Annotated in this window: 22 protein-coding genes; 10 read left to right on the top strand and 12 right to left on the bottom strand. The window is 67.8% G+C overall.

What is annotated here, in order from left to right; all coding sequences use genetic code 11:
- Positions 1-8: 8 nt before the first annotated feature.
- Both GVY64_RS04100 and GVY64_RS04095 read left to right on the top strand, forming a co-directional pair.
- Positions 9-275 carry a DUF2631 domain-containing protein gene (locus GVY64_RS04100; RefSeq protein WP_159838810.1) on the top strand — a complete coding sequence of 89 codons (267 nt, stop codon included), beginning with the start codon at positions 9-11 and terminating at the stop codon, positions 273-275.
- Positions 276-407: 132 nt separating this feature from the next.
- Complete coding sequence (locus tag GVY64_RS04095) at positions 408-722, top strand: hypothetical protein (RefSeq protein WP_159838808.1); 315 nt, start codon at positions 408-410, stop codon at positions 720-722.
- Between the two features lie 52 nt (positions 723-774).
- Here the strand turns inward: GVY64_RS04095 and GVY64_RS04090 are convergent, their stop codons facing one another.
- On the bottom strand, positions 775-1,698 hold the full coding sequence (locus GVY64_RS04090) for a LysR family transcriptional regulator (RefSeq protein ID WP_159838806.1): 924 nt from the start codon (positions 1,696-1,698) through the stop codon (positions 775-777).
- A 175-nt stretch (positions 1,699-1,873) separates the two neighbouring features.
- Here GVY64_RS04090 and GVY64_RS04085 point away from each other — a divergent pair, with 175 nt between their 5' ends.
- A complete protein-coding gene (locus tag GVY64_RS04085) occupies positions 1,874-2,287 on the top strand; it encodes a DUF5997 family protein (RefSeq protein ID WP_201297890.1) in 414 nt (137 codons plus the stop codon).
- A gap of 106 nt (positions 2,288-2,393) precedes the next feature.
- On the opposite strand, the gene rlmN is transcribed toward GVY64_RS04085, so the two are convergent.
- Positions 2,394-3,503 carry a 23S rRNA (adenine(2503)-C(2))-methyltransferase RlmN gene (gene rlmN, locus GVY64_RS04080; protein WP_159838804.1) on the bottom strand — a complete coding sequence of 370 codons (1,110 nt, stop codon included), beginning with the start codon at positions 3,501-3,503 and terminating at the stop codon, positions 2,394-2,396.
- Positions 3,504-3,628: 125 nt separating this feature from the next.
- Between rlmN and GVY64_RS04075 the strand changes: the two genes are divergently transcribed.
- Entirely contained in the window at positions 3,629-3,976 is a 348-nt protein-coding gene (locus GVY64_RS04075) for a LapA family protein (RefSeq protein ID WP_159838802.1), read from the top strand.
- A gap of 9 nt (positions 3,977-3,985) precedes the next feature.
- Here GVY64_RS04075 and GVY64_RS04070 read toward each other — a convergent pair whose 3' ends face one another.
- The 5 genes from GVY64_RS04070 to rpsB all read right to left on the bottom strand — a co-directional run bounded on the left by GVY64_RS04070 (position 3,986) and on the right by rpsB (position 8,441).
- Positions 3,986-4,912 carry a phosphatidate cytidylyltransferase gene (locus tag GVY64_RS04070; RefSeq protein WP_159838929.1) on the bottom strand — a complete coding sequence of 309 codons (927 nt, stop codon included), beginning with the start codon at positions 4,910-4,912 and terminating at the stop codon, positions 3,986-3,988.
- 195 nt (positions 4,913-5,107) lie between these two features.
- Complete coding sequence (gene frr, locus GVY64_RS04065; RefSeq protein WP_159838800.1) at positions 5,108-5,665, bottom strand: ribosome recycling factor; 558 nt, start codon at positions 5,663-5,665, stop codon at positions 5,108-5,110.
- A gap of 50 nt (positions 5,666-5,715) precedes the next feature.
- Positions 5,716-6,444, bottom strand: coding sequence for a UMP kinase (pyrH, locus tag GVY64_RS04060; RefSeq protein ID WP_040780648.1), 729 nt, complete (start codon positions 6,442-6,444; stop codon positions 5,716-5,718).
- Positions 6,445-6,639: 195 nt separating this feature from the next.
- The gene (gene tsf, locus GVY64_RS04055) at positions 6,640-7,464 is read right to left on the bottom strand and encodes a translation elongation factor Ts (protein WP_159838798.1); all 825 of its coding nucleotides are present in this window, start codon (positions 7,462-7,464) and stop codon (positions 6,640-6,642) included.
- A 164-nt stretch (positions 7,465-7,628) separates the two neighbouring features.
- Positions 7,629-8,441 (bottom strand): 30S ribosomal protein S2, encoded by an 813-nt coding sequence (gene rpsB, locus GVY64_RS04050; RefSeq protein WP_159838796.1) that lies wholly within the window; start codon positions 8,439-8,441, stop codon positions 7,629-7,631.
- Between the two features lie 675 nt (positions 8,442-9,116).
- Between rpsB and GVY64_RS04045 the strand changes: the two genes are divergently transcribed.
- The 3 genes from GVY64_RS04045 to GVY64_RS04035 all read left to right on the top strand — a co-directional run bounded on the left by GVY64_RS04045 (position 9,117) and on the right by GVY64_RS04035 (position 10,860).
- Positions 9,117-9,653, top strand: a complete 537-nt coding sequence (locus GVY64_RS04045) for a M23 family metallopeptidase (protein ID WP_442939513.1) — start codon at positions 9,117-9,119, stop codon at positions 9,651-9,653.
- A gap of 124 nt (positions 9,654-9,777) precedes the next feature.
- A complete protein-coding gene (locus tag GVY64_RS04040) occupies positions 9,778-10,290 on the top strand; it encodes a DUF1990 family protein (RefSeq protein WP_159838792.1) in 513 nt (170 codons plus the stop codon).
- 78 nt (positions 10,291-10,368) lie between these two features.
- Complete coding sequence (locus tag GVY64_RS04035; protein WP_159838790.1) at positions 10,369-10,860, top strand: hypothetical protein; 492 nt, start codon at positions 10,369-10,371, stop codon at positions 10,858-10,860.
- 12 nt (positions 10,861-10,872) lie between these two features.
- Here the strand turns inward: GVY64_RS04035 and GVY64_RS04030 are convergent, their stop codons facing one another.
- The 5 genes from GVY64_RS04030 to GVY64_RS04010 form a co-directional block, all read right to left on the bottom strand.
- Positions 10,873-12,774, bottom strand: a complete 1,902-nt coding sequence (locus GVY64_RS04030) for an alkyl/aryl-sulfatase (protein WP_159838788.1) — start codon at positions 12,772-12,774, stop codon at positions 10,873-10,875.
- Positions 12,775-12,822: 48 nt separating this feature from the next.
- Complete coding sequence (locus tag GVY64_RS04025) at positions 12,823-13,131, bottom strand: DUF202 domain-containing protein (RefSeq protein ID WP_159838786.1); 309 nt, start codon at positions 13,129-13,131, stop codon at positions 12,823-12,825.
- A complete protein-coding gene (locus tag GVY64_RS04020; RefSeq protein WP_159838784.1) occupies positions 13,128-13,493 on the bottom strand; it encodes a YidH family protein in 366 nt (121 codons plus the stop codon). The genes GVY64_RS04025 and GVY64_RS04020 overlap by 4 nt, the downstream gene beginning before the upstream one ends.
- A 553-nt stretch (positions 13,494-14,046) precedes the next feature.
- Entirely contained in the window at positions 14,047-14,769 is a 723-nt protein-coding gene (locus tag GVY64_RS04015; RefSeq protein ID WP_159838782.1) for an acetoacetate decarboxylase family protein, read from the bottom strand.
- Positions 14,770-14,895: 126 nt separating this feature from the next.
- Positions 14,896-15,642 (bottom strand): TetR/AcrR family transcriptional regulator, encoded by a 747-nt coding sequence (locus tag GVY64_RS04010; protein ID WP_159838780.1) that lies wholly within the window; start codon positions 15,640-15,642, stop codon positions 14,896-14,898.
- A gap of 54 nt (positions 15,643-15,696) precedes the next feature.
- Between GVY64_RS04010 and GVY64_RS04005 the strand changes: the two genes are divergently transcribed.
- The 3 genes from GVY64_RS04005 (at position 15,697) to GVY64_RS03995 (ending at position 18,421) form a co-directional block, all read left to right on the top strand.
- Positions 15,697-17,160 carry an MFS transporter gene (locus GVY64_RS04005; RefSeq protein ID WP_236566593.1) on the top strand — a complete coding sequence of 488 codons (1,464 nt, stop codon included), beginning with the start codon at positions 15,697-15,699 and terminating at the stop codon, positions 17,158-17,160.
- Positions 17,161-17,268: 108 nt separating this feature from the next.
- Positions 17,269-17,583 (top strand): hypothetical protein, encoded by a 315-nt coding sequence (locus GVY64_RS04000; protein WP_159838778.1) that lies wholly within the window; start codon positions 17,269-17,271, stop codon positions 17,581-17,583.
- A 172-nt stretch (positions 17,584-17,755) separates the two neighbouring features.
- Positions 17,756-18,421 (top strand): serine protease, encoded by a 666-nt coding sequence (locus tag GVY64_RS03995; protein ID WP_159838776.1) that lies wholly within the window; start codon positions 17,756-17,758, stop codon positions 18,419-18,421.
- Positions 18,422-18,435 lie beyond the last annotated feature (14 nt).

Here is an 18,435-nt window from a genome sequence, read left to right as displayed (position 1 = left end):
GAGCGATCGTGGCCGCCACGGAACTCGAACACGTCGACACCGAGCGCGTCGTCACTCGCGTGGACCCCGCCGAAGTTCCCTCCGCTGCCTGGGGCTGGAGCGGCGAGTCGCGTCGGACCTTCCGGATCGCGGGCTGGATCGTCGCGCTGATCCTGCTGGCCATGCTGGTCGGCAACCACAGCGGCAAGATCGAGGACATCTTCCTGGTCGGCTTCGCCGTCCTGATCGCGGGCATCCTGATCCGCGACTCGCTGCTGCAGCGCAAGCCGCGCTGACCGAAAGGCCTTCTCGCACAATTCCATTCGTCCTGTACCGCAGGCTACGGCCCGGTACCGTGTGCGTCCGAGGTCCGCGTCCCAGCCGGGTCGCGGACCTCGGTTCCTGTTCGCACGACTATTTAGGACGCAATGATCAAGACCTGTTCGGCTGCCCTGCTCGCCGCGAGCGCGTTCGGCTCGCTGCTGTTGTTGCCCGCCGCGCCCGCGCATGCCCAGTCACCGGCGTGCGGCGCGGCCATCGACGCGATCAACGCCGCTATCGACGAGTCGGGCGGGAATCTGGACCCGACCGTGCAGCAGTCCCTCGCCGCCAAGCTCTCGGCCATCCAGGCCGACGGCCCGGAGAAGGACGCCATCGCCGCCTACGCCAACGCCCTCACCGACGAGAAGGTGACGAGCATGGACGCCGCGACCGACGAACTGAACCGAGTCTGCAAGAACTGATAGACGGGCGGCGCGGACCCGACCGGGTTCGCGCCGCCGCCGGATGGACCGGTTAGCGTCCGCGGCGCCGGGAGGGCTTCTTCTTGACCGGAGCCGGCCGACCACCCGCCTTTCCGGCCGGAGGCTTCTTCCGCGGTTCGTTCTTGTCGGCTCCGGCCGGACTGCGGGAGCTGCGCTCGGAACGGCCACGGACGACGCCGATGAACTCCTCGACCAGATCGGTGGTGCGGCCGGCGGGCCAGGCCAGCGCGACCTCCGTATCGGGGACGCCGAGCATCGGACGGTAGACGAGGTCGCGGCGATGATGCAGGCGGGCCAGCGAATGCGGCACGATCGCCGCGCCACCGGCCGCGGCGACGAGTTCCAATGCGCCGCCGACCGCGTCGACGTCCGAGGTGTCCTGAAGGCGCTCGTCGGCCAGGTCGGCCATGCGCACCTCGTCGAATACCGACAGCGGGTGCTCCTTCTGCACCACCACGACCGGAACCTCCCGGTAGAGCGGGATCGCGCTCATCCCTTCGCGGTCGATCGGAAGCCGGACGAAGCACATGTCCACGCTCCCCCCGCGCAGAGCCGCTTCCTGCTCCGCCTGCGCCAGCGCGCTGACCTCGAGCGGGGTGTCCGGGAACCGCTCCGCCCAGATCCGCGTCCATTTGGACACCGTGACGCCCGGCACGAAACCTACCCGCAGGACGGCCGCAGCCTCCGGTTCGGGCCGCTGCGCACCCGACTCGGCCCGCGCGATGAGCTCGCGCGCCTGCTCCAGTACCTGCCGCCCGTCGGCGGTGAGCTGGGTCGGTTGCGCGCCGGGCACGAAGAGCTTAATCCCGAGTTCGTTTTCCAAATCGATGACGGTATGGCTCAGCTTCTGCCGCGAGATGTGCAGTGATTTCGCCGCGCGCGCGAAGTGCAACTCCTGCGCGACCGCGACGAACCAGCGCAGGCGCACCACATCGATCGACTCCAACCGGCTCATTCGTGGAAGCGTATGCCACCAGCCGAAGTGAGCCCTTCGCGCCGCCGGATAGACGGCCGCCCAGCTCGTGTCCCGCGCACACGGCGAGCGCCCGTCGAGCGGTCGCCGCGTCTCCGTGTGGTCCGAGGCGGGGCTGCGGACGGGTCCCTCCTGCCGTGCCCGCTAGGCTGTGCCGGTGAGCCCGGACAAGAAACCGCAGACGATGAAGCCGCTGACTGCGGCCGACAAACTCGGCATCTACCTTCCGGCCGCGCCCGAGGAGTTCCGCAACGCGCCGATCTCTCGCGCTCAGCTGGACGCGCTGCGCAACGATCCCCCCGAATGGCTCACCGAATTGCGCCGCACCGGCCCCTTCCCCCGCGACGTGGTGGCCCGCAAACTCGGCGTCTCCAACACCGGCTTGACCCGGGCCGGGGTCTCCGACCACCTCACCGCCGAGGAGATCGACGCCCTGCTCGCCGACCCGCCGGAATGGCTCGTGCACGAGCGCGAGAACTACGCGGCGGTCCGGGCGGAGAACGAGCGCATCAAGGCGAAAGAAGCCGAACGCCGCGCCGCCACCAACCGCCCGGCGAAGAACCGCGGCTAGCGCGTCGGCCGGCGGGGGAAGTTACCGCCCGGACAACGCGAGGTCATAGCGGATTCCGCGACACGACATCCGGGGGCAATCATTCGCCCGGCGGATCGGGGGTATCTCAGTTCTCCGCCGCCAATTGCCCACACGCCGCGGCGATCTCCTGGCCGCGGGTATCGCGGACCGTGCAGGGCACGCCCTGTGCGTTGACGCGGCGGACGAACTCCTGCTCGACCGGCTTCGGGCTGGCGTCCCACTTGCTGCCCGGGGTCGGGTTGAGCGGGATGACGTTGACGTGCACCCGGGACCCGAGCGCCTTGTGCAGTTTCTCGCCCAGCATGTCCGCACGCCACGGGTGATCGTTGATATCGCGGATCAGCGCGTATTCGACCGAGACCCGACGGCCCGTCTTGTCGGCGTAGTAGCGAGCCGCGTCGAGCACCTCGGCGACCGGCCAGCGATTGTTGACCGGTACCAGAGTGTCGCGCAGTTCGTCGTCGGGCGTGTGCAGGGAGACGGCGAGCGTGACCGACAATCCCTCGTCGGCCAGTTTGCGAATGGCCGGAGCCAATCCGACGGTCGACACCACGACGTTGCGCTGAGAGATACCCAGACCGTCCGGCGCGGGCGAGGTGATCCGGCGGACCGCGGCGACCACCCGCTTGTAGTTGGCCAGCGGCTCCCCCATGCCCATGAAGACGATGTTGGACAGCCTGCCCGGCCCGCCCGCCACCTCTCCGTCCCGCAGCGCCGCGGCCGCGGCACGCACCTGGTCGACGATTTCGGCGGTCGACAGATTGCGGTTCAGCCCGCCCTGACCGGTCGCGCAGAACGGGCACGCCATGCCGCAACCGGCTTGGCTGGAGATGCACAGGGTCGCGCGGTCGGGATAGCGCATCAAGACGCTCTCCAGCAGCGTGCCGTCGCCCGCGCGCCACAAGGTCTTGCGGGTCTCCCCGTCGTCGCACGCGACGTGCTTGACCACACTCAGCAGCGGCGGGAACAGCGCCTCGCCGATCTTCTCCCGGACCGCGGCGGGCAGATCGGTCATCCGTGCCGGATCGGCCTGCAAACGCGCGTAGTACTGGCGGGCGATCTGATCGGCGCGGAACTTCGGCAGGCCCAGTTCCTCGACGGCCGCGCGCCTGCCCTCGGCATCGAGGTCGGCGAGATGGCGCGGCGGCATGCCACGGCGCGGAGCGTCGAAAACCAAGGGCAAGGAGACGGTCATAGTTGGTCCATTCTCCCATCCGCCGGAACTTCCCCGGCACCCGACCACACGCGGGCGGCCCGACATGCCCGGTTCGTCGCCGGGAAATACCTGCGGCCGTCATAGCCGTCGGCCATGATCGAGATATGTCCACGCATCCCCCCGAACACCCGCCGGAGCCGGACCCGGACCTGTCGCAGCGCAAGCGCACGACGCCGCCGAGCGCCCCACCCCTCCTACCGGCCAAGAAGTCGCTGGCCTCGCGTACCGGTTACGCCTGGACCGGGCTCGTCGCCGGCGTCCTGATCCTGGTCCTGTTGCTGATCTTCATCGTGCAGAACCTCGAACAGGTCCAAGTGCACTTCTTCTTCTGGGACTTCTCGCTGCCGCTCGGCGTCACCGTGCTGCTGTCGGTGATCGGCGGCGCGCTCGTCATGGCCTCGGTGGGCGGCGTGCGCATCCTGCAGCTGCGCCGCGCGGCCAAGAAGGGCTGACGCGCCGGATCACAGCAGCGTGGACAGCACCAGCCAGGAGACGAACGCCGAGGGAAGCATGGAGTCGAGACGGTCCATGATGCCCCCGTGACCCGGCAGCAACGTACCCATGTCCTTGATGCCGAGTTCGCGCTTGATCTGCGATTCGATCAGATCGCCGCAGGTGGCCACCAGCACCAGGCCGACGCCGAGCACGACGCCGATCATCGAGTTGGCCTCCAGCAGCAGCGTCACCGTGAGCAGGCCGCCGATCACGCTGAACACCAGCGAGCCCGCGAAACCCTCCCACGACTTCTTCGGGCTGATCGAGGGCACCATCGGATGCTTGCCGAACAGCACGCCTGCCACGTATCCGCCGACGTCGGAGCACACGACCAGGATCATGAAGGTCAGCACCCGCAGGTTGCCGTCCGGCTCCAGCAGCAACAGCGTCGCGAACGAGGCGAGCAAGGGAATCCAGGCCAGCGCGAACACCGTGATGGCGGTGTCGCGCAAGAAGTTTCGCGGTGCGGTCTGTAAACCGTGGTCGAACAGCCGCCACACCATGCAGATCAGCGTGGTGGCGGCGAACGCGCCCGCGACGCCGCTGGCGCCGTACGGCCAGCCCAGCCAGAACACCGCTTGGCCGCCCGCGATCAGCGGAACGCGCGGGACCAGCACGTCGGCTTCACGCAGCCGCTTGGCGACTTCCCAGGTGGCCACGCCGACCCCGGCCGCCGCGACGCCGATGAACACCTTCGGCACGAACAGCAGGATCGCGATCAGCGAAAGGCCCAGACCGAAGCCGACGGTGAGCGCGGCGGGCAAGTTGCGACCCGCGCGCGATCCACTCGACGCTGGCGCGGTGTGGCCTGCCGCGGGATCGGGAGCCGACGCCGCGGGGGCGCCTAACGGTTCATGACCGGACCCAGGAGCATCGTGCGCGCGCTGCTGCATCGCATCGGCTGTCCCGTTCACCGGCGGCTCCTCTGCCGCACCGGTCGCGGCGGCGTTCTCGGCCACGATTGTCCCGTCGCTCAACTCGTCGTTCCGTTCGTCCCCCGCCCGGGCGGGCCTTGCGCTGACTCGGCGGCACTCGCGGTGACGCGGGGCCTCCTCCGGGCCCCCGCCACGCCTACCGGCCGATCCGCGTCAGACCTCGAGCAGTTCGGCTTCCTTGTGCTTGACCAGTTCATCGATCTGGCCGACATACTTGGCGGTGGTCTTGTCGAGCTCCTTCTCGGCGCGCCCGACCTCGTCCTCGCCTGCCTCGCCATCTTTCTGGATGCGCGACAGTTCGTCCATCGCCTTGCGACGGACATTGCGGATGGCGACCTTGGCGTCCTCGCCTTTGCCCCTCGCCTGCTTGGCGAGTTCGCGGCGGCGCTCCTCGGTCAGCTGCGGCACGCTGATCCGGATGATGTCGCCGTTGTTCGTGGGATTGACACCGAGATCCGAGTTGCGGATCGCGGTCTCGATCGCCCCGAGCTGGCCCGCCTCGTAGGGCTTGATCACGACCATGCGCGGCTCCGGCACCGTGATGCTGGACATCTGGGTGATCGGGGTCGGCGACCCGTAATAGTCGACCACGACCCGGGAGAACATGCCCGGGTTCGCGCGACCGGTACGAATGGTTCCGAGATCGTCCTTCGCTACCGAGACGGCCTTCTCCATCTTCTCCTCGGCGTCGAAGAGCGCTTCTTCTATCACGACCGTTTCCTCCACAGCGTCGTCATGTCATGATCCGCGGTCCGCGGGTATCAGGACCGAACCAGTGTGCCGATCTTCTCACCGGCGACCGCGCGGGCGATATTGCCCTTGGTCAACAAATTGAACACCAGAATCGGCATCTGGTTGTCCATGCACAAGCTGAAGGCGGTCGCGTCCGCGACCTTGAGGTCGCGCTCGATGACCTCTTTGTGCGTGATCTCGGAGTACATGGTCGCGGTCTCGTCGACGCGCGGGTCGGCGGTGAAGACTCCGTCGACCGCCTTGGCCATCAACACCACGTCCGCGCCGATCTCCAGCGCGCGCTGGGCGGCGGTGGTGTCGGTGGAGAAGTACGGCATGCCCATGCCCGCTCCGAAGATGACCACACGGCCCTTCTCCAGGTGCCGCTTGGCACGCAGCGGCAGGTAGGGCTCGGCGACCTGGCCCATGGTGATCGCGGTCTGCACCCGGGTGTCCACGCCCTGCTGCTGCAGGAAGTCTTGCAGCGCAAGGCTGTTCATGACGGTGCCGAGCATGCCCATGTAGTCCGAACGGGCGCGTTCCATGCCGCGCTCCTCGAGTTCGGCGCCGCGGAAGAAATTCCCGCCGCCGATCACCACGGCCACCTGGACGCCGGTGGCGACCACCTCGGCGATCTGCTCGGCCACCGTCTGCACGACGTCCGGGTCCAGCCCGACCTTCCCGCCGCCGAACATCTCCCCGCCGAGTTTCAGCAGTACCCGGCGATATCCTGGGCGATCGGTCCCCGGGTCCGTCATGGGTCTCCAGTCTCCTTCGGCGAGGGATTGTCGTTCTTCCGGCGATTCGTTGCTCATGGCGAGCGCCTGTGACGTAGAGCAAGGCAGAGCGGCATCCATCCTGCCTTATTCGGTTGGAGCGGCAGCAGAAGGCCCCCCGTCAACCGGTGTTCGTTCGGTCGTCGGGGGGCCTACACGCTGGGGGTGCGGCGAGAATCAGTTCGCGCCGACCTCGAAGCGGGCGAAGCGGGTGACGGTGACACCGGCCTCGTCCAGCAACGCCTTGACGGTCTTCTTCGAATCGGTGACCGACGGCTGCTCGAGCAGCACGACGTCCTTGAAGAAGCCGTTGACCCGGCCCTCGGTGATCTTCGGCAGCGCGGCTTCCGGCTTGCCCTCTTCGCGAGCGGTCTGCTCGGCGATGCGGCGCTCGTTCTCCACGATGTCGGCCGGAACCTCGTCGCGGGTGACGTACTTGGCCTTGAGCGCGGCGACCTGCATGGCGGCGGCGCGAGCGGCCTCGGCAGCGGCGTCGCCCTCACCGGTGTACTCGACCAGCACGCCGACGGCGGGCGGCAGGTCCGAAGCACGCTTGTGCAGGTAGGTGGCGACCGGGCCGTTCAGCGAGATGACGCGGCGCAGCTCGAGCTTCTCGCCGATCTTCGCGGCGAGCGCCTGCACCGCCTCGTCGACGGTCTTGCCGCCCAGGTCGAGGGCCTTCAGCGTCTCCAGGTCGCCCGGCTTCGCGGCCGCCGCCGCGGCGACGACCTGCTCGGCCAGCTGCTGGAACTCCGCGTTCTTCGCGACGAAGTCGGTCTCGGAGTTGATCTCGACCATGACGCCGTCCTTGGCGGCGACCAGGCCTTCGGCGGTGGTCCGCTCGGCACGCTTGCCGACGTCCTTGGCGCCCTTGATGCGCAGCAGTTCGACGGCCTTGTCGAAGTCACCGTCGGTCTCGGCCAGCGCGTTCTTGCAGTCCATCATCCCGGAGCCGGTCAGCTCCCGGAGCCGCTTCACATCGGCAGCGGTGTAGTTCGCCATTCTCGGCGAGCCTCCTTCGGAGAAGTGTGGGTGTTGGCAGCGGCGCTCACGATGGCACTCGCCCGTGAACGCCGGCGGAACTGTGCCCATCCGCGGCGTTCGCGGGCCCCCTACGCGGGCTGGTGCCTCCGGGAGCGTCGCTCACGCCGCGGTGGTGGCGGGTCTCAGGCCTCGGCAGAGGTCTCGGCGGCCTCTGCGCCGGGGGCGGCCTGCGCGAGCAGCTCCTGCTCCCACTCGGCCAGCGGCTCGCCCGCGCCCGCCTCCGGCTTCTCGTCGCCCGAGGCCACGCCCGCGCGCGCCTGCACACCCTCGGCCACCGCGGAGGCGACGACCTTGGTCAGCAGGGCGGCGGAGCGGATCGCGTCGTCGTTGCCCGGGATCGGGTAGTCGACCAGGTCGGGGTCGCAGTTGGTGTCCAGGATCGCGATGACCGGGATGTTCAGCTTGCGCGCCTCGCCGACGGCGATGTGCTCCTTGTTGGTGTCGACGACCCAGATGGCCGAAGGCACCTTCTGCATGTCGCGGATACCGCCGAGGGTGCGCTCCAGCTTGTTCATCTCACGCGTCAGCATGAGGATTTCCTTCTTGGTGCGACCCTCGAAGCCACCGGTCTGCTCCATGGCCTCGAGCTCCTTGAGGCGCTGCAGACGCTTGTGCACGGTGGAGAAGTTGGTGAGCATGCCACCCAGCCAGCGCTGGTTGACATAGGGCATCCCGACGCGAGTCGCCTCGGCCGCGATCGATTCCTGGGCCTGCTTCTTGGTGCCGACGAAGAGGACGGTGCCACCGTGGGCGACGGTCTCCTTGACGAACTCGTAGGCCTTGTCGATGTAGGTCAGCGTCTGCTGCAGGTCGATGATGTAGATGCCGTTGCGGTCGGTGAAGATGAACCGCTTCATCTTCGGGTTCCAGCGCCGGGTCTGGTGTCCGAAGTGCGCGCCGCTGTCGAGCAGCTGCTTCATGGTTACGACAGCCATAGCTCCCGTATCTCTCTTTCGTTTGCCGGTTGACGCAGCGAATCGGTGATCCACTGCCCTGGCGCCGCCGAATCGTCGGACCCGACCACGAAGGTGGGGACCAGCCGGCGATTCCCTGTTCCGAACACGCTGCCGCGAACCCAGATGTATCGAGTCCGATTCGAACAGCGCCGCTATGAACAAGCACGGGTGGCGCGCGAAGTCGGTCCATGCAGGCACGGACCGCTCGATCAGTTTACGGCCTTCCGGCACGCAGATCTAAATCGGTCCGAGCCGAAAGCTGTGACCAGGGAAAACAGCGGCTTTTCACAGGCCGGCGAGTTATCCCCATTCCGTAAATGGAGCCCTCGGCGACGCCGGAACCACGGAAGGCTGGAGCCATGAAACCGATCTCCACCGCGACCACTTTCCTCGTACCGCTCTTCTTCGTGCTCGGCGTCGTGACCGCACCGCCGAGCGGAGCCCGAACGCCTGCCGAGCGACCCGCACCGGGGGCGTGCACGGGATCGGTCTGCCTGCCGTCTCTGTCCGGCTTGCTGCGCCGCACGCCGCTTCCATTCCGGCAATCCGGCCTCGATACGGGCGGCGACCGGACGCCTTCCGCCTCCGCTGATGAACTGTGCGCACCGCCCGTACCCCTCTGTGGGTCGTAATCGGCCTGCTGACCGGGCCCGAATGCCCAGTCCGAACGCCTTGCGACGTGGTCGGCGTCTTTCCTCGGCGCTGGCTCTGGGTATCACCGCGATCGTCGCGACGACTCCGGCCGCGACAGCCGGATCCGACGGTCGGTTCGGCTGGCCGCTGCAGCCGCGCCCGGCGGTACTACGACACTTCGACAAACCAGCGCAGAACTGGCTGCCGGGACATCGCGGGGTCGATCTGGCCGGGGCGGAGGGGCAAACGGTCCTCGCGGCCGGGGACGGGATCGTCGTGTTCGCCGGAACGGTGGCCGACAAGCCGGTCGTGTCCATCGAGCACCCGGGCGGGCTGCGTACGACCTATGAGCCCGTACGCGCCGAGATTCCCGTGGGAAGGCGGGTCGGACGCGGCACCCGGATCGGCACGCTGGAGTCCGGCCACCCGGGATGCGCGACGGCGTGTCTGCATTGGGGAGCCCGCGTAGAAGGCGATCGCCGCCGTAACCGTGAGTATCTGGACCCGCTCGGACTGCTGCGCCTCACTCCCCTGCGGCTCAAACCGGTGCGCCCCTGAATGTGACGATCCGCGGCTTCGTTCGCGGGTCGGCTCAGGTCTTCGGAGCAGCCGGGACAGTCAGGACCGGCGTGTCGGCGATCCGCGGTGGCGGGACCGGGCCCGGTGGGGTGAAGATCGGGGCATGGCGGATGGGTTGTCGCCGTTTACGTATTCCGAGGTCGGTGCGACGCGGGATGGACTGCCGGAGGGCTATCACGGGTTGCGAGTGCGGCGGCGTCTCGGCCGGGGGCGCGCGCTGTTCGAGCGCGCGGGTGCGGAGATTCTGAGCTACCGCGTGCAAAAGGGCACCGGAATCTTCCGGTCCGCCGATACCCCGACGGCTGAGCCCGGCACCGCGATCACCGTGCGGCTCGGATTCGGTCCGTTCGGGATCACCGCCCCGTGTCGCGTGGTTTACGTCCTCGATGAAACCGACCGGCGGGGTTTCGCCTACGGAACCTTGCCCGGCCACCCGGCGTCGGGCGAGGAATTGTTCGCCGTGGAGTACGACCGCGCCGACGACACGGTGTACGGGCTGATCGTCGCGTTCTCCCGCCCCGCCACCTGGTACACCCGGCTCGGCGGACCCGCGGTGCGGCTGATCCAGCGTTTCGTCGCGGGCCGATACCTCGCGACGTTGCCGACGTCCGATTGAGCACAGTGCCGACGAATCGGTTCGCAGCAAAACTTTTGACCACCGGCAGTGGACCGGGACGCAGGCGATACTGTTTCGGTGACCGGCGAACCCGAGATGGCCGAAAGTCTCCCGGATCTCCCTGTGGAAAGTGACGCACCCTCGCCCATTTACGGCGAGGCGCTCGACAGCCGCGCCGAAATCCAGGAGATCATCGATTCTTCCCGACTGATGGGCGTCGAAGCCCTGTCATTCGATCAGATGACGACCTACATCACGGCGAAACGCGAATACCAGGCATCAGCCTATGCCGACACAGAAGCCGTCGATCGGGCGCGGCGGGACCATGAGCTACAGGCGGAGTCGCGACGCACCGAGCTGATCAAGGAAGAAGCGGAGGCGAAGAACAAGATCTTGGAGGCTCGCTACCGCGCAGGACTCGCCGCCGCGCTCGTGGCGGGCACGGTCGCCGGTGTCATCTTCGGCATCGTCAAAGGTCTGCCCGCCCAGGAACTTACGCAATACCTGGCGCCCGTGTCGGGCCTCGCCGGGATCGTTGTCGGCTACTTCTTCGGCCGGGAGGCTCGATGATCAAGGCTCGAACTAGGGTGTGACGATCGCGAAATCGGGATCGGGGGCGTCGAAGATGTCCACCAATTCGGCGAGCTTGGTGACATCTCCCTCGATGACGATGTCGCCCGCGGCCGCCGCGACGCCGAAGTCCTCGCCGGCCAGCAACACCCGGATCAGGGTGTTCTTGGCCAGCGTGAAGGTGGCGTCCGGTTCGGGCAGTTTCATGCCCGGCGCGACGTCGAAGTGGGTCAGGCGGCCGTTGCGCAGCTCCAGCCGGTGCGTGCGGTCCTGGTCGGTGAGAATCCAGTCCGTCACGAGCCGGTGGTTCCACGCCTTGGGGCCGTCGACGCGCAACGCCAAGGCATCGAAGATCTGGTCGACGGACAGAGCCGCCACCATGGTGGGTGATTCGGTCTTGGTCGGCGTGCCGAACGAGCCGTAGCGCAGCTCGTAGGCTCCGCTGAGATAGAAATTGCGCCAGGTCGCGTTCTCCGCGCCGTAGCCGAGTTGTTCGAAGGTGCTGGCCTGCAACTCTTTCGCGGCGTCGTTGTCGGGGTCGGCGAAAATGACGTAGTCGAGCACCTGCGCCACCCAGCGGTAGTCCCCCGCGTCGTAGGAAGTCCGCGCTTTACGCAGCACTTCCTCCGCGCCGCCCATGAATTCGACGTGCCGCCGGGCGGATTCGACCGGCGGATGTTGCCAGAGGTGCGCGGGATTGCCGTCGAACCAACCCATGTACCGCTGGTAGATGGCCTTCACGTTGTGGCTGACCGAACCGTAGTAGCCGCGCGCGTGCCAGGCTTCCTCGATGGCGGGCGGGAGGGTGACCAGTTCGGCGATCTCCGCGCCCACGTACCCCTGGTTCAACAGGCGGACGGTCTGGTCGTGCAGATACCCGTACAGGTCCCGTTGCAGCGAGAGGAATTCGACCAGCCGGGCGGTGCCCCAGATGGGCCAATGGTGCGAGGCGAAGACGACGTCGGAGTCCCGGGCGAACAGGTTGATCGCCTCGGTCAGGTATCTCGCCCAGATGTGGGCGTCGCGCACCAGCGCGCCGCGCAACGTGAGCACGTTGTGCAGGGTGTGGGTCGCGTTCTCCGCCATGCAGAGGGCCCGGCGGTCGGGGAAGTAGAAGTTCATCTCCGCGGGGGCTTCGGTGCCGGGTGTCAGCTGGAAGACCATCCGGATGCCGTCGATCGTCTCCTCTCGACCGGTGGCGGTGATGTCGACGGTCGGCGGGATCAAGGTGACCGTGCCGACCGACGTGGTCTGCCCGAGGCCGGAACCCACCGCGCCCAGCGGTCCGCGGGGCAGCACCGCGCCGTACATGTACCCTGCGCGGCGCGCCATCGCCGTGCCCGCGTAGACGTTCTCGGCCACCGCGTGTTCCAGGAATCCGGCAGGCGCCAGCACCGGACAGCGCCCGTCCTCCACCGCCTCGACGGTGGTGACTCCGGAGGCACCGCCGAAATGGTCGGCGTGCGAATGGGTGTAGATCAGGCCGGTCACCGGGCGGTCGCCGCGATGGGCGCGGTAGAGCGCGAGACCGGCCGCCGCGGTCTCGGCCGAGATGAGCGGATCGATCACGAGGACGCCGGTTTCACCCTCGACCAGCGTCATATTGGAGATGTCGAGACCACGGATCTGATAGATGCCTTCGGTCACCTCGAACAGCCCTTGTCGCACCGCGAGGCCGGACTGCCGCCAGAGGCTCGGATGGACCGAGACCGGGCAGGGTTCCCGCAGGAACGAATAGGAGTCGTTGTCCCACACGACCGTTCCGTCGTCGGAGGTGACCACGCCGGGCTTCAGCGCGGCGATGAAACCACGCTCGGCATCGGCCGCATCGGCTGTGTCGGCGAAGGGCAGTGTGGCGGCGGCCCGCCGATGCTCCGCGACGATGAAGTCACTCGGCTCGCTCGCTGTGCTCATTGTCGTCCTCCTGTCGTCTCGACCAACGTTGCTGGACCGCTCCCCCGTTCAGGGAAGCGGATCGAGGAAACCGCCTACGGCGGCGGCCACCGCGACCAGGACCACCGCCGCGGCCGTGGCAGCGATGACGCGACCGCCATGGGCGTAGCGGCCTCCGCGCAGGCTCCGGTTGCGCAGATAGCAGGTCCCGGCCAGCGCCGCCATCGTGATCGCGGCGCCGACGGGCGCGACCGCGGCCGCGTGCCGGCCGCTGCCGAGTGCCTGATGCATGAACAGCGTGCCGACAACCATCGCCGACACGGCCGTGCGCCGCCACGCCAGCGCGGTGCGTTCGGCGGACAGATGTGGCGCGCTCATCGCAGCAGCACCGCCACGGCTGCCAGCACGGAGACGATCGCGATGCCTGCCGACAGGATCGGCACCAGCACCGTCTCCGGCAGCGGATCTCCGCGCCGCATGGCCACCCCGACGCGCCGCCAGTGCCCGTACGCACCGACCGCGACGACCGCCGCCAGGGCCAGGCAACTCAGCGCGATAGCGCGCCGCAATCCGCCGATCCGGAACGACTGCACCAGCGTGTGCACGGCGACGCCACCGGCCAGCAACCCCAGCGCGGTGCGCATCCAGGCCAGGAACGTGCGCTCGTTCGCGAGCGTGAAGCGGTAGTCGAGTTCCTCTTCGCCCTCTTCCGATTCGGCTTCCGGATTCGGCAGCGTCACGCCGCCTCGGTTCGGGTCGGCAGAGGCCGCGTCCCCGCGCACGCGCGTCCGGCGGCGCCGGTTCGCCCACACCGAATGGCGTGGACTCTTCTTGCGCGAAGCGGTGTCCCGGTGCACAGGGTGATGCCGGACTGCACGGTGCTCACGACGAACCACGCTAGTGCGGACCGCCGGAACTCGCGCCGGGCGATCACCGGCCACGGTAACGCGCTGCATATCGGTTCGCGCGCCGGACGCGCCCTCTCCGGGGACACGCACATCGCCGCAGTATTCGAACGGCAGAGCGCGAGTCGGCACCTTCCCGATTCGGCTGGCAACCTGAATTCGAGGACTGGCACAGCAGCGCGCGATTCTCCCGCCGATCGGCAGCTGCCGCACGATCTAGCCAGTTCGCAGCCTTGTTCGGCGACGCGTTTCCGGGCGGCGACGGTCACGGGCACACTCCATACTGAGCGTTCGGCAAACGATCGGCTACGTCAGGCTAACCGGAGCCGCGCCGGACCGTCCACGCTCCTCGCCCCGCCGTGACCGGGTGGTTATGCGGCCTAGCGGGTCAGATCGCGGTCGCGTCTTCGAAGGTCATGGCCAGTCGCGACACCGACGAAGACATCAACGCGCGCCGGGGCAGTCCCAGCGACCGGAGTTCCGCGGCGATCTCGTGGTCGCCCAGGGTCAGCCTCGCCCCGCCCAGGCGCGCTCGCATACCGGAGGGACGCATCTGCCAGCGCGTGCAGCGAGTGACGCCCTCGATGTGCGAGTAGGCGTCGAACGAGGACGCGGCGCCGCGGTTCGGGGCCGCGAACCCCGGCCGTACCGTGAGATCCGCGATGAGCCGCCCGTCCTGGTGCAGCGCGCCGCTGCGCGTCCGACTGCCGTGGTCGACGACGAAGTCGGCGAGTTCCTTGGGAAAACCCCAGATACCGCGCCCCGCGGCCAGGGTGAAATCGCCGTCCACGGGCAGCCGGTGGATCAACACCCCCGCACGCCCGGTGACCAGCGCCTTCAGATTGCCCGGTCCCGATGCCGCGGTGTGGTGGCGCACCATGAAGGAGACGCCGAACTCGTTGTAGGGGCCCAGATCGCCGTCGACGTAGTCGACGAAGACCAGCGTGCACATCGCGCGTCCGCCCGGGAGCCGAAGAATCTGCAGGCCGGAGTAGTCGATGAGGCGCTGCGCGGGCCCCGCGGGCACCAGATAGGTCGCCATGAACGCGTGCGCGAGCCGGATGCGCACCGGCATGCGCACCTCTCGGCCGAGAACGGTGTGCGTGCTCATATCGAAGCCTTTCTGCGCAGCAGCGCCCCGCGTCGTCATGCGCCCTGCGGACACATGCATAGAACACGTTTCAATTTATCGGCACAGTACCGACCTACGGTTGCTTTTCAATATGTAGAACACGTTTCACGCCCGACCGGGGTCACTCGCCGGAGACTCCTGCCCGGCTTCCCGCCTGTTGCGCAAACGGGCTTCGAGGCCGTCGAGGACGCAGAGCAAGCCGAAGTCGAACGCCATCGCACGTGCGGCCTCCTGGTCGGTCGGCACGGTCGCCTGATAGTCCGCGAGCATCTCGGGATAGTCGCCGGCCACCTCCCCCATCACGCGCAGCATGCCGTCGGCATCGATCTCCATACCTTCGGACACTTTGTCCCAGGCGATCTCCGGGATGACCTGACCGAGGACGAAACACATCACCGTTCCGCTGGCCAGGTAGATGTCCACACCGCGAAAACCGGCTCGGACGAACGCGCGGCGCAGCCGATCGCTCAACCGCAGCGAGTTCGGGCCGATACTGGGCAGTTGCCCGACCAGCGAAGCCATCCAGGGATGCTCCCTGATGGTCGCGCGCAGGCTGTAGGCGAAGGTGTTCAGCAGCTCACGCCAGGAGGTCTGCTCGGGCTCCGGCGTGCGCACCAGACCCCAGAACTCGTCGAGCACCAGCTCGAGCAGTTCGTCCTTGTTGGACACGTGCCAGTAGAGACTGGTCGCACCCGCGCCCAGTTTCGCGCCGAGCTTGCGCATGCTCAGCGATTCCAGCCCTTCGGCATCGAGTATCTCGACGGCCGCCGCGATGATCTGCTCGCGGCGCAGCCCGGACGACTTGGGCTGGCGCGGCTGCTTGGTCCATACCGATGCGAACTGCTTGGTCACAACACGATCTTATAATCGCTCGCACACTGTTCGAGTTTCTCGTACGCTGTGCGAGTGGAATCGAACGTTGTACGAGACCCCCGCCGCTGGTGGGTCCTGGGGGTCCTCTGTCTGTCCTTGCTCGTGCTGATGCTCGACAGCACCGTGCTCAATCTCGCGATCCCGTCGCTGATCCGGGAACTCGGCGCCACCCCGTCGGACGTGCAGTGGATTCTGGACGCCTACGTGTTGGTGTTCGCCGGGCTCCTGCTCACCGCGGGCAGTCTGTCCGACCGGTTCGGCAGGCGGCGAGCGCTGATCACCGGATTGGCCGTGTTCGGGGTGGCGTCCCTGGCCGCCGTGCTGGCGACCGAACCGTGGCAGGTCGTGGCGGCCCGCGTCGCGATGGGCGTCGGCGGGTCGCTGCTGATGCCGTCGACCCTGTCGATTCTGATGACCACCTTCGCCGAGGACGAACGACGCACGGCGATGGCGGCGTGGTCGACGGTCTCCATGGTCGGCATCGTCGCCGGACCGACGCTCGGAGGCTTCCTGCTCCAGCACTACTGGTGGGGTTCGGTGTTCCTGCTCAACATCCCGGTGGCGCTACTGGCGATCGTCGCGGCTGTCGTCCTGATGCCGGAGACCACCGGCGAGCAGCGGCCGATCGACCTGGTCGGCGTCGTCCTGTCCGTCGTGGCGCTGAGCGCGACGGTCTACGTGATCATCGAGCGGGAGTGGAACATCGGCGCGATCGTCGCGGCGGTCGGCGCGGCGATCGCCTTCGTCGTCTGGGAGAGCCGGTCGGAGCATCCGATGCTGCCGTTGGCGGTGTTCCGCAGCCGCGATTTCACCGGCACCTGCTTCACCCTGCTGCTGATGGTCTTCGGCATGGGTGCGGTCATGCTGATGCTCACCCAGTACCTCCAGTTCGTCCTCGGCTACGGCCCGATGAAGGCCGGGCTGGCGCTGCTGCCGTACGCCGTGGCCGCGGCGGTCTGCAACGGTCTCGGCGCGACGCTCGGCAAGACGCTGAGCAACAAGACGCTCATCGTGTCGGGCCTGCTCGTCATGGGTGTGGCCTTCGGCATCCTCGCGGCAGGCAGCGGGTATGTGTGGGTGCTGGTCAGCATGCTGGTGATGGGCGTCGGCGGCGGGCTGGCGGGTCCTGCGGCCTATGCGGCCATCATGAGCGCGATCCCGCTGGAGCACGCCGGTGTCGGCTCCGCGATGAACGACACGATCCAGCAGGTGGGCATGGCGATCAGCATCGCCGTCCTCGGCAGTGTGCTGGCCGGCGTGTTCACCTCGCACATGCCCGCCGACGCCCCGGATGCGGCGCGCGAATCCATCGGCGCGGCCTTCCAACTCGGCTACATCGAGCCCGCCAAGGATGCCTTCACCGCCGCCATGTCCACCGGCGCGTGGATCAGCGCCGGCTTCACCATCGCCGCAGCCCTGCTCGGCGCGGTGCTGCTGCGCGCCCGGCGGCCGCAAGCAGCCGGGCAACCGGAAACCGCTCCGGTCGCGCAGGGCTGATCGGGCCTGCACAATAGCGATTCCGATGTCTCCGCGGTTCCCCCGGTATGAATGATTCCGACCCCCGGGCTCATGGTCTAGCGCGCGCCCGCCGAGAAGAGTTGATGTGTGTTCACAATGACGGCCTTCAACAAACGAGGGCTGGTGAAGCAATCAATCGCTGGAGACATCATGATCACGAACAAAATGCGCGTAACGGCGGCGGCGGTAGCGCTCGCACCGATCATCGCCCTCGGTTCAGGTTTCGCGTCCGCTGCTCCGGACGTAGCACCAGGACCTGTGCAAGTGGCGGATAATGCGGTACCGGCTCAGGTCGAGCCCGCGACATTGGGCCTGATTTGGCCGCTCGGCATTTTCTGCGCCCCTCTGCTGCTCCTTCCGCCGGTGGTCAACGCGGTTGCCGTGTTCGTCTGCGCCGCTTGACCGCATTCGTCAGAAGTGCCTCGAATACGGGTGCGCCTCGGGCTGTGACCAGCCCGAGGCGTCCGCCTTTCTCAGCGCTCTGCTGATTTCGTTTCGGACTTGCGGAAGCACCGATCCGATGAACATCCGGGAATCAATCGTGACGCCTGGATAAGTGCGGTTGAATTACCGGATGACCAAGTTCAGGAAACTCGTGGGCGCTGCGGCGGCATCAGCCGCTGTCACCGCGCTGTTCGGGGCACCCGGGACCGCGCAGGCCGAGACGCCATCCGTGCTGGGTGGCGGCTCCGGCATCGTCGTCGGCGGTCAGAACATCTGCACGCTCACCACCATCGGGCGCGACACCGGCGGTCGCCTCGTCGGGTTCACCGCGGCCCACTGCGGTGACGCGAATGCCGCCATCGTCCCCGAAAGCGATCGCGGCGCCGGTACTGTCGGCACGGTCGTCTTCGCCAACCGCGAATTGGATTACTCTGTGATCGAATTCGATCCGGGTAAGGTCACGCCGGTCAACCAGGTGGGCGGCACGACCATCACCGGTCTGGGTGGGCCTGCGCGGCCCCCGGACACCGTCTGCAAGGAAGGCCGGACGACCGGCCGGACCTGCGGACCGGCCTACGGCGACATGCTCACCGGCGGCACTTCGACGTGGACGCAGACATGTGTAGTCGAGGGCGATTCGGGCGCTCCGCTCGTCGTCGGGACCACACTCGTCGGCATGGTCAGCGGCTACTTGGCCGTACCGTGCCTCGGCCCGCAACTCGGCACCGACATCACCGCGGTCGTCGCCGACATCAATGCGCGCGGCGGCGCGGGCGCGGGTTTCCAACCGATCTGACCGGACCGGGAATC

The organism is Nocardia sp. CY41, from assembly GCF_009829325.1.
Taxonomy (GTDB): domain Bacteria; phylum Actinomycetota; class Actinomycetes; order Mycobacteriales; family Mycobacteriaceae; genus Nocardia.
Note: the sequence above shows the minus strand (reverse complement) of the source record. Positions and strands in the feature narration are given on the sequence as shown.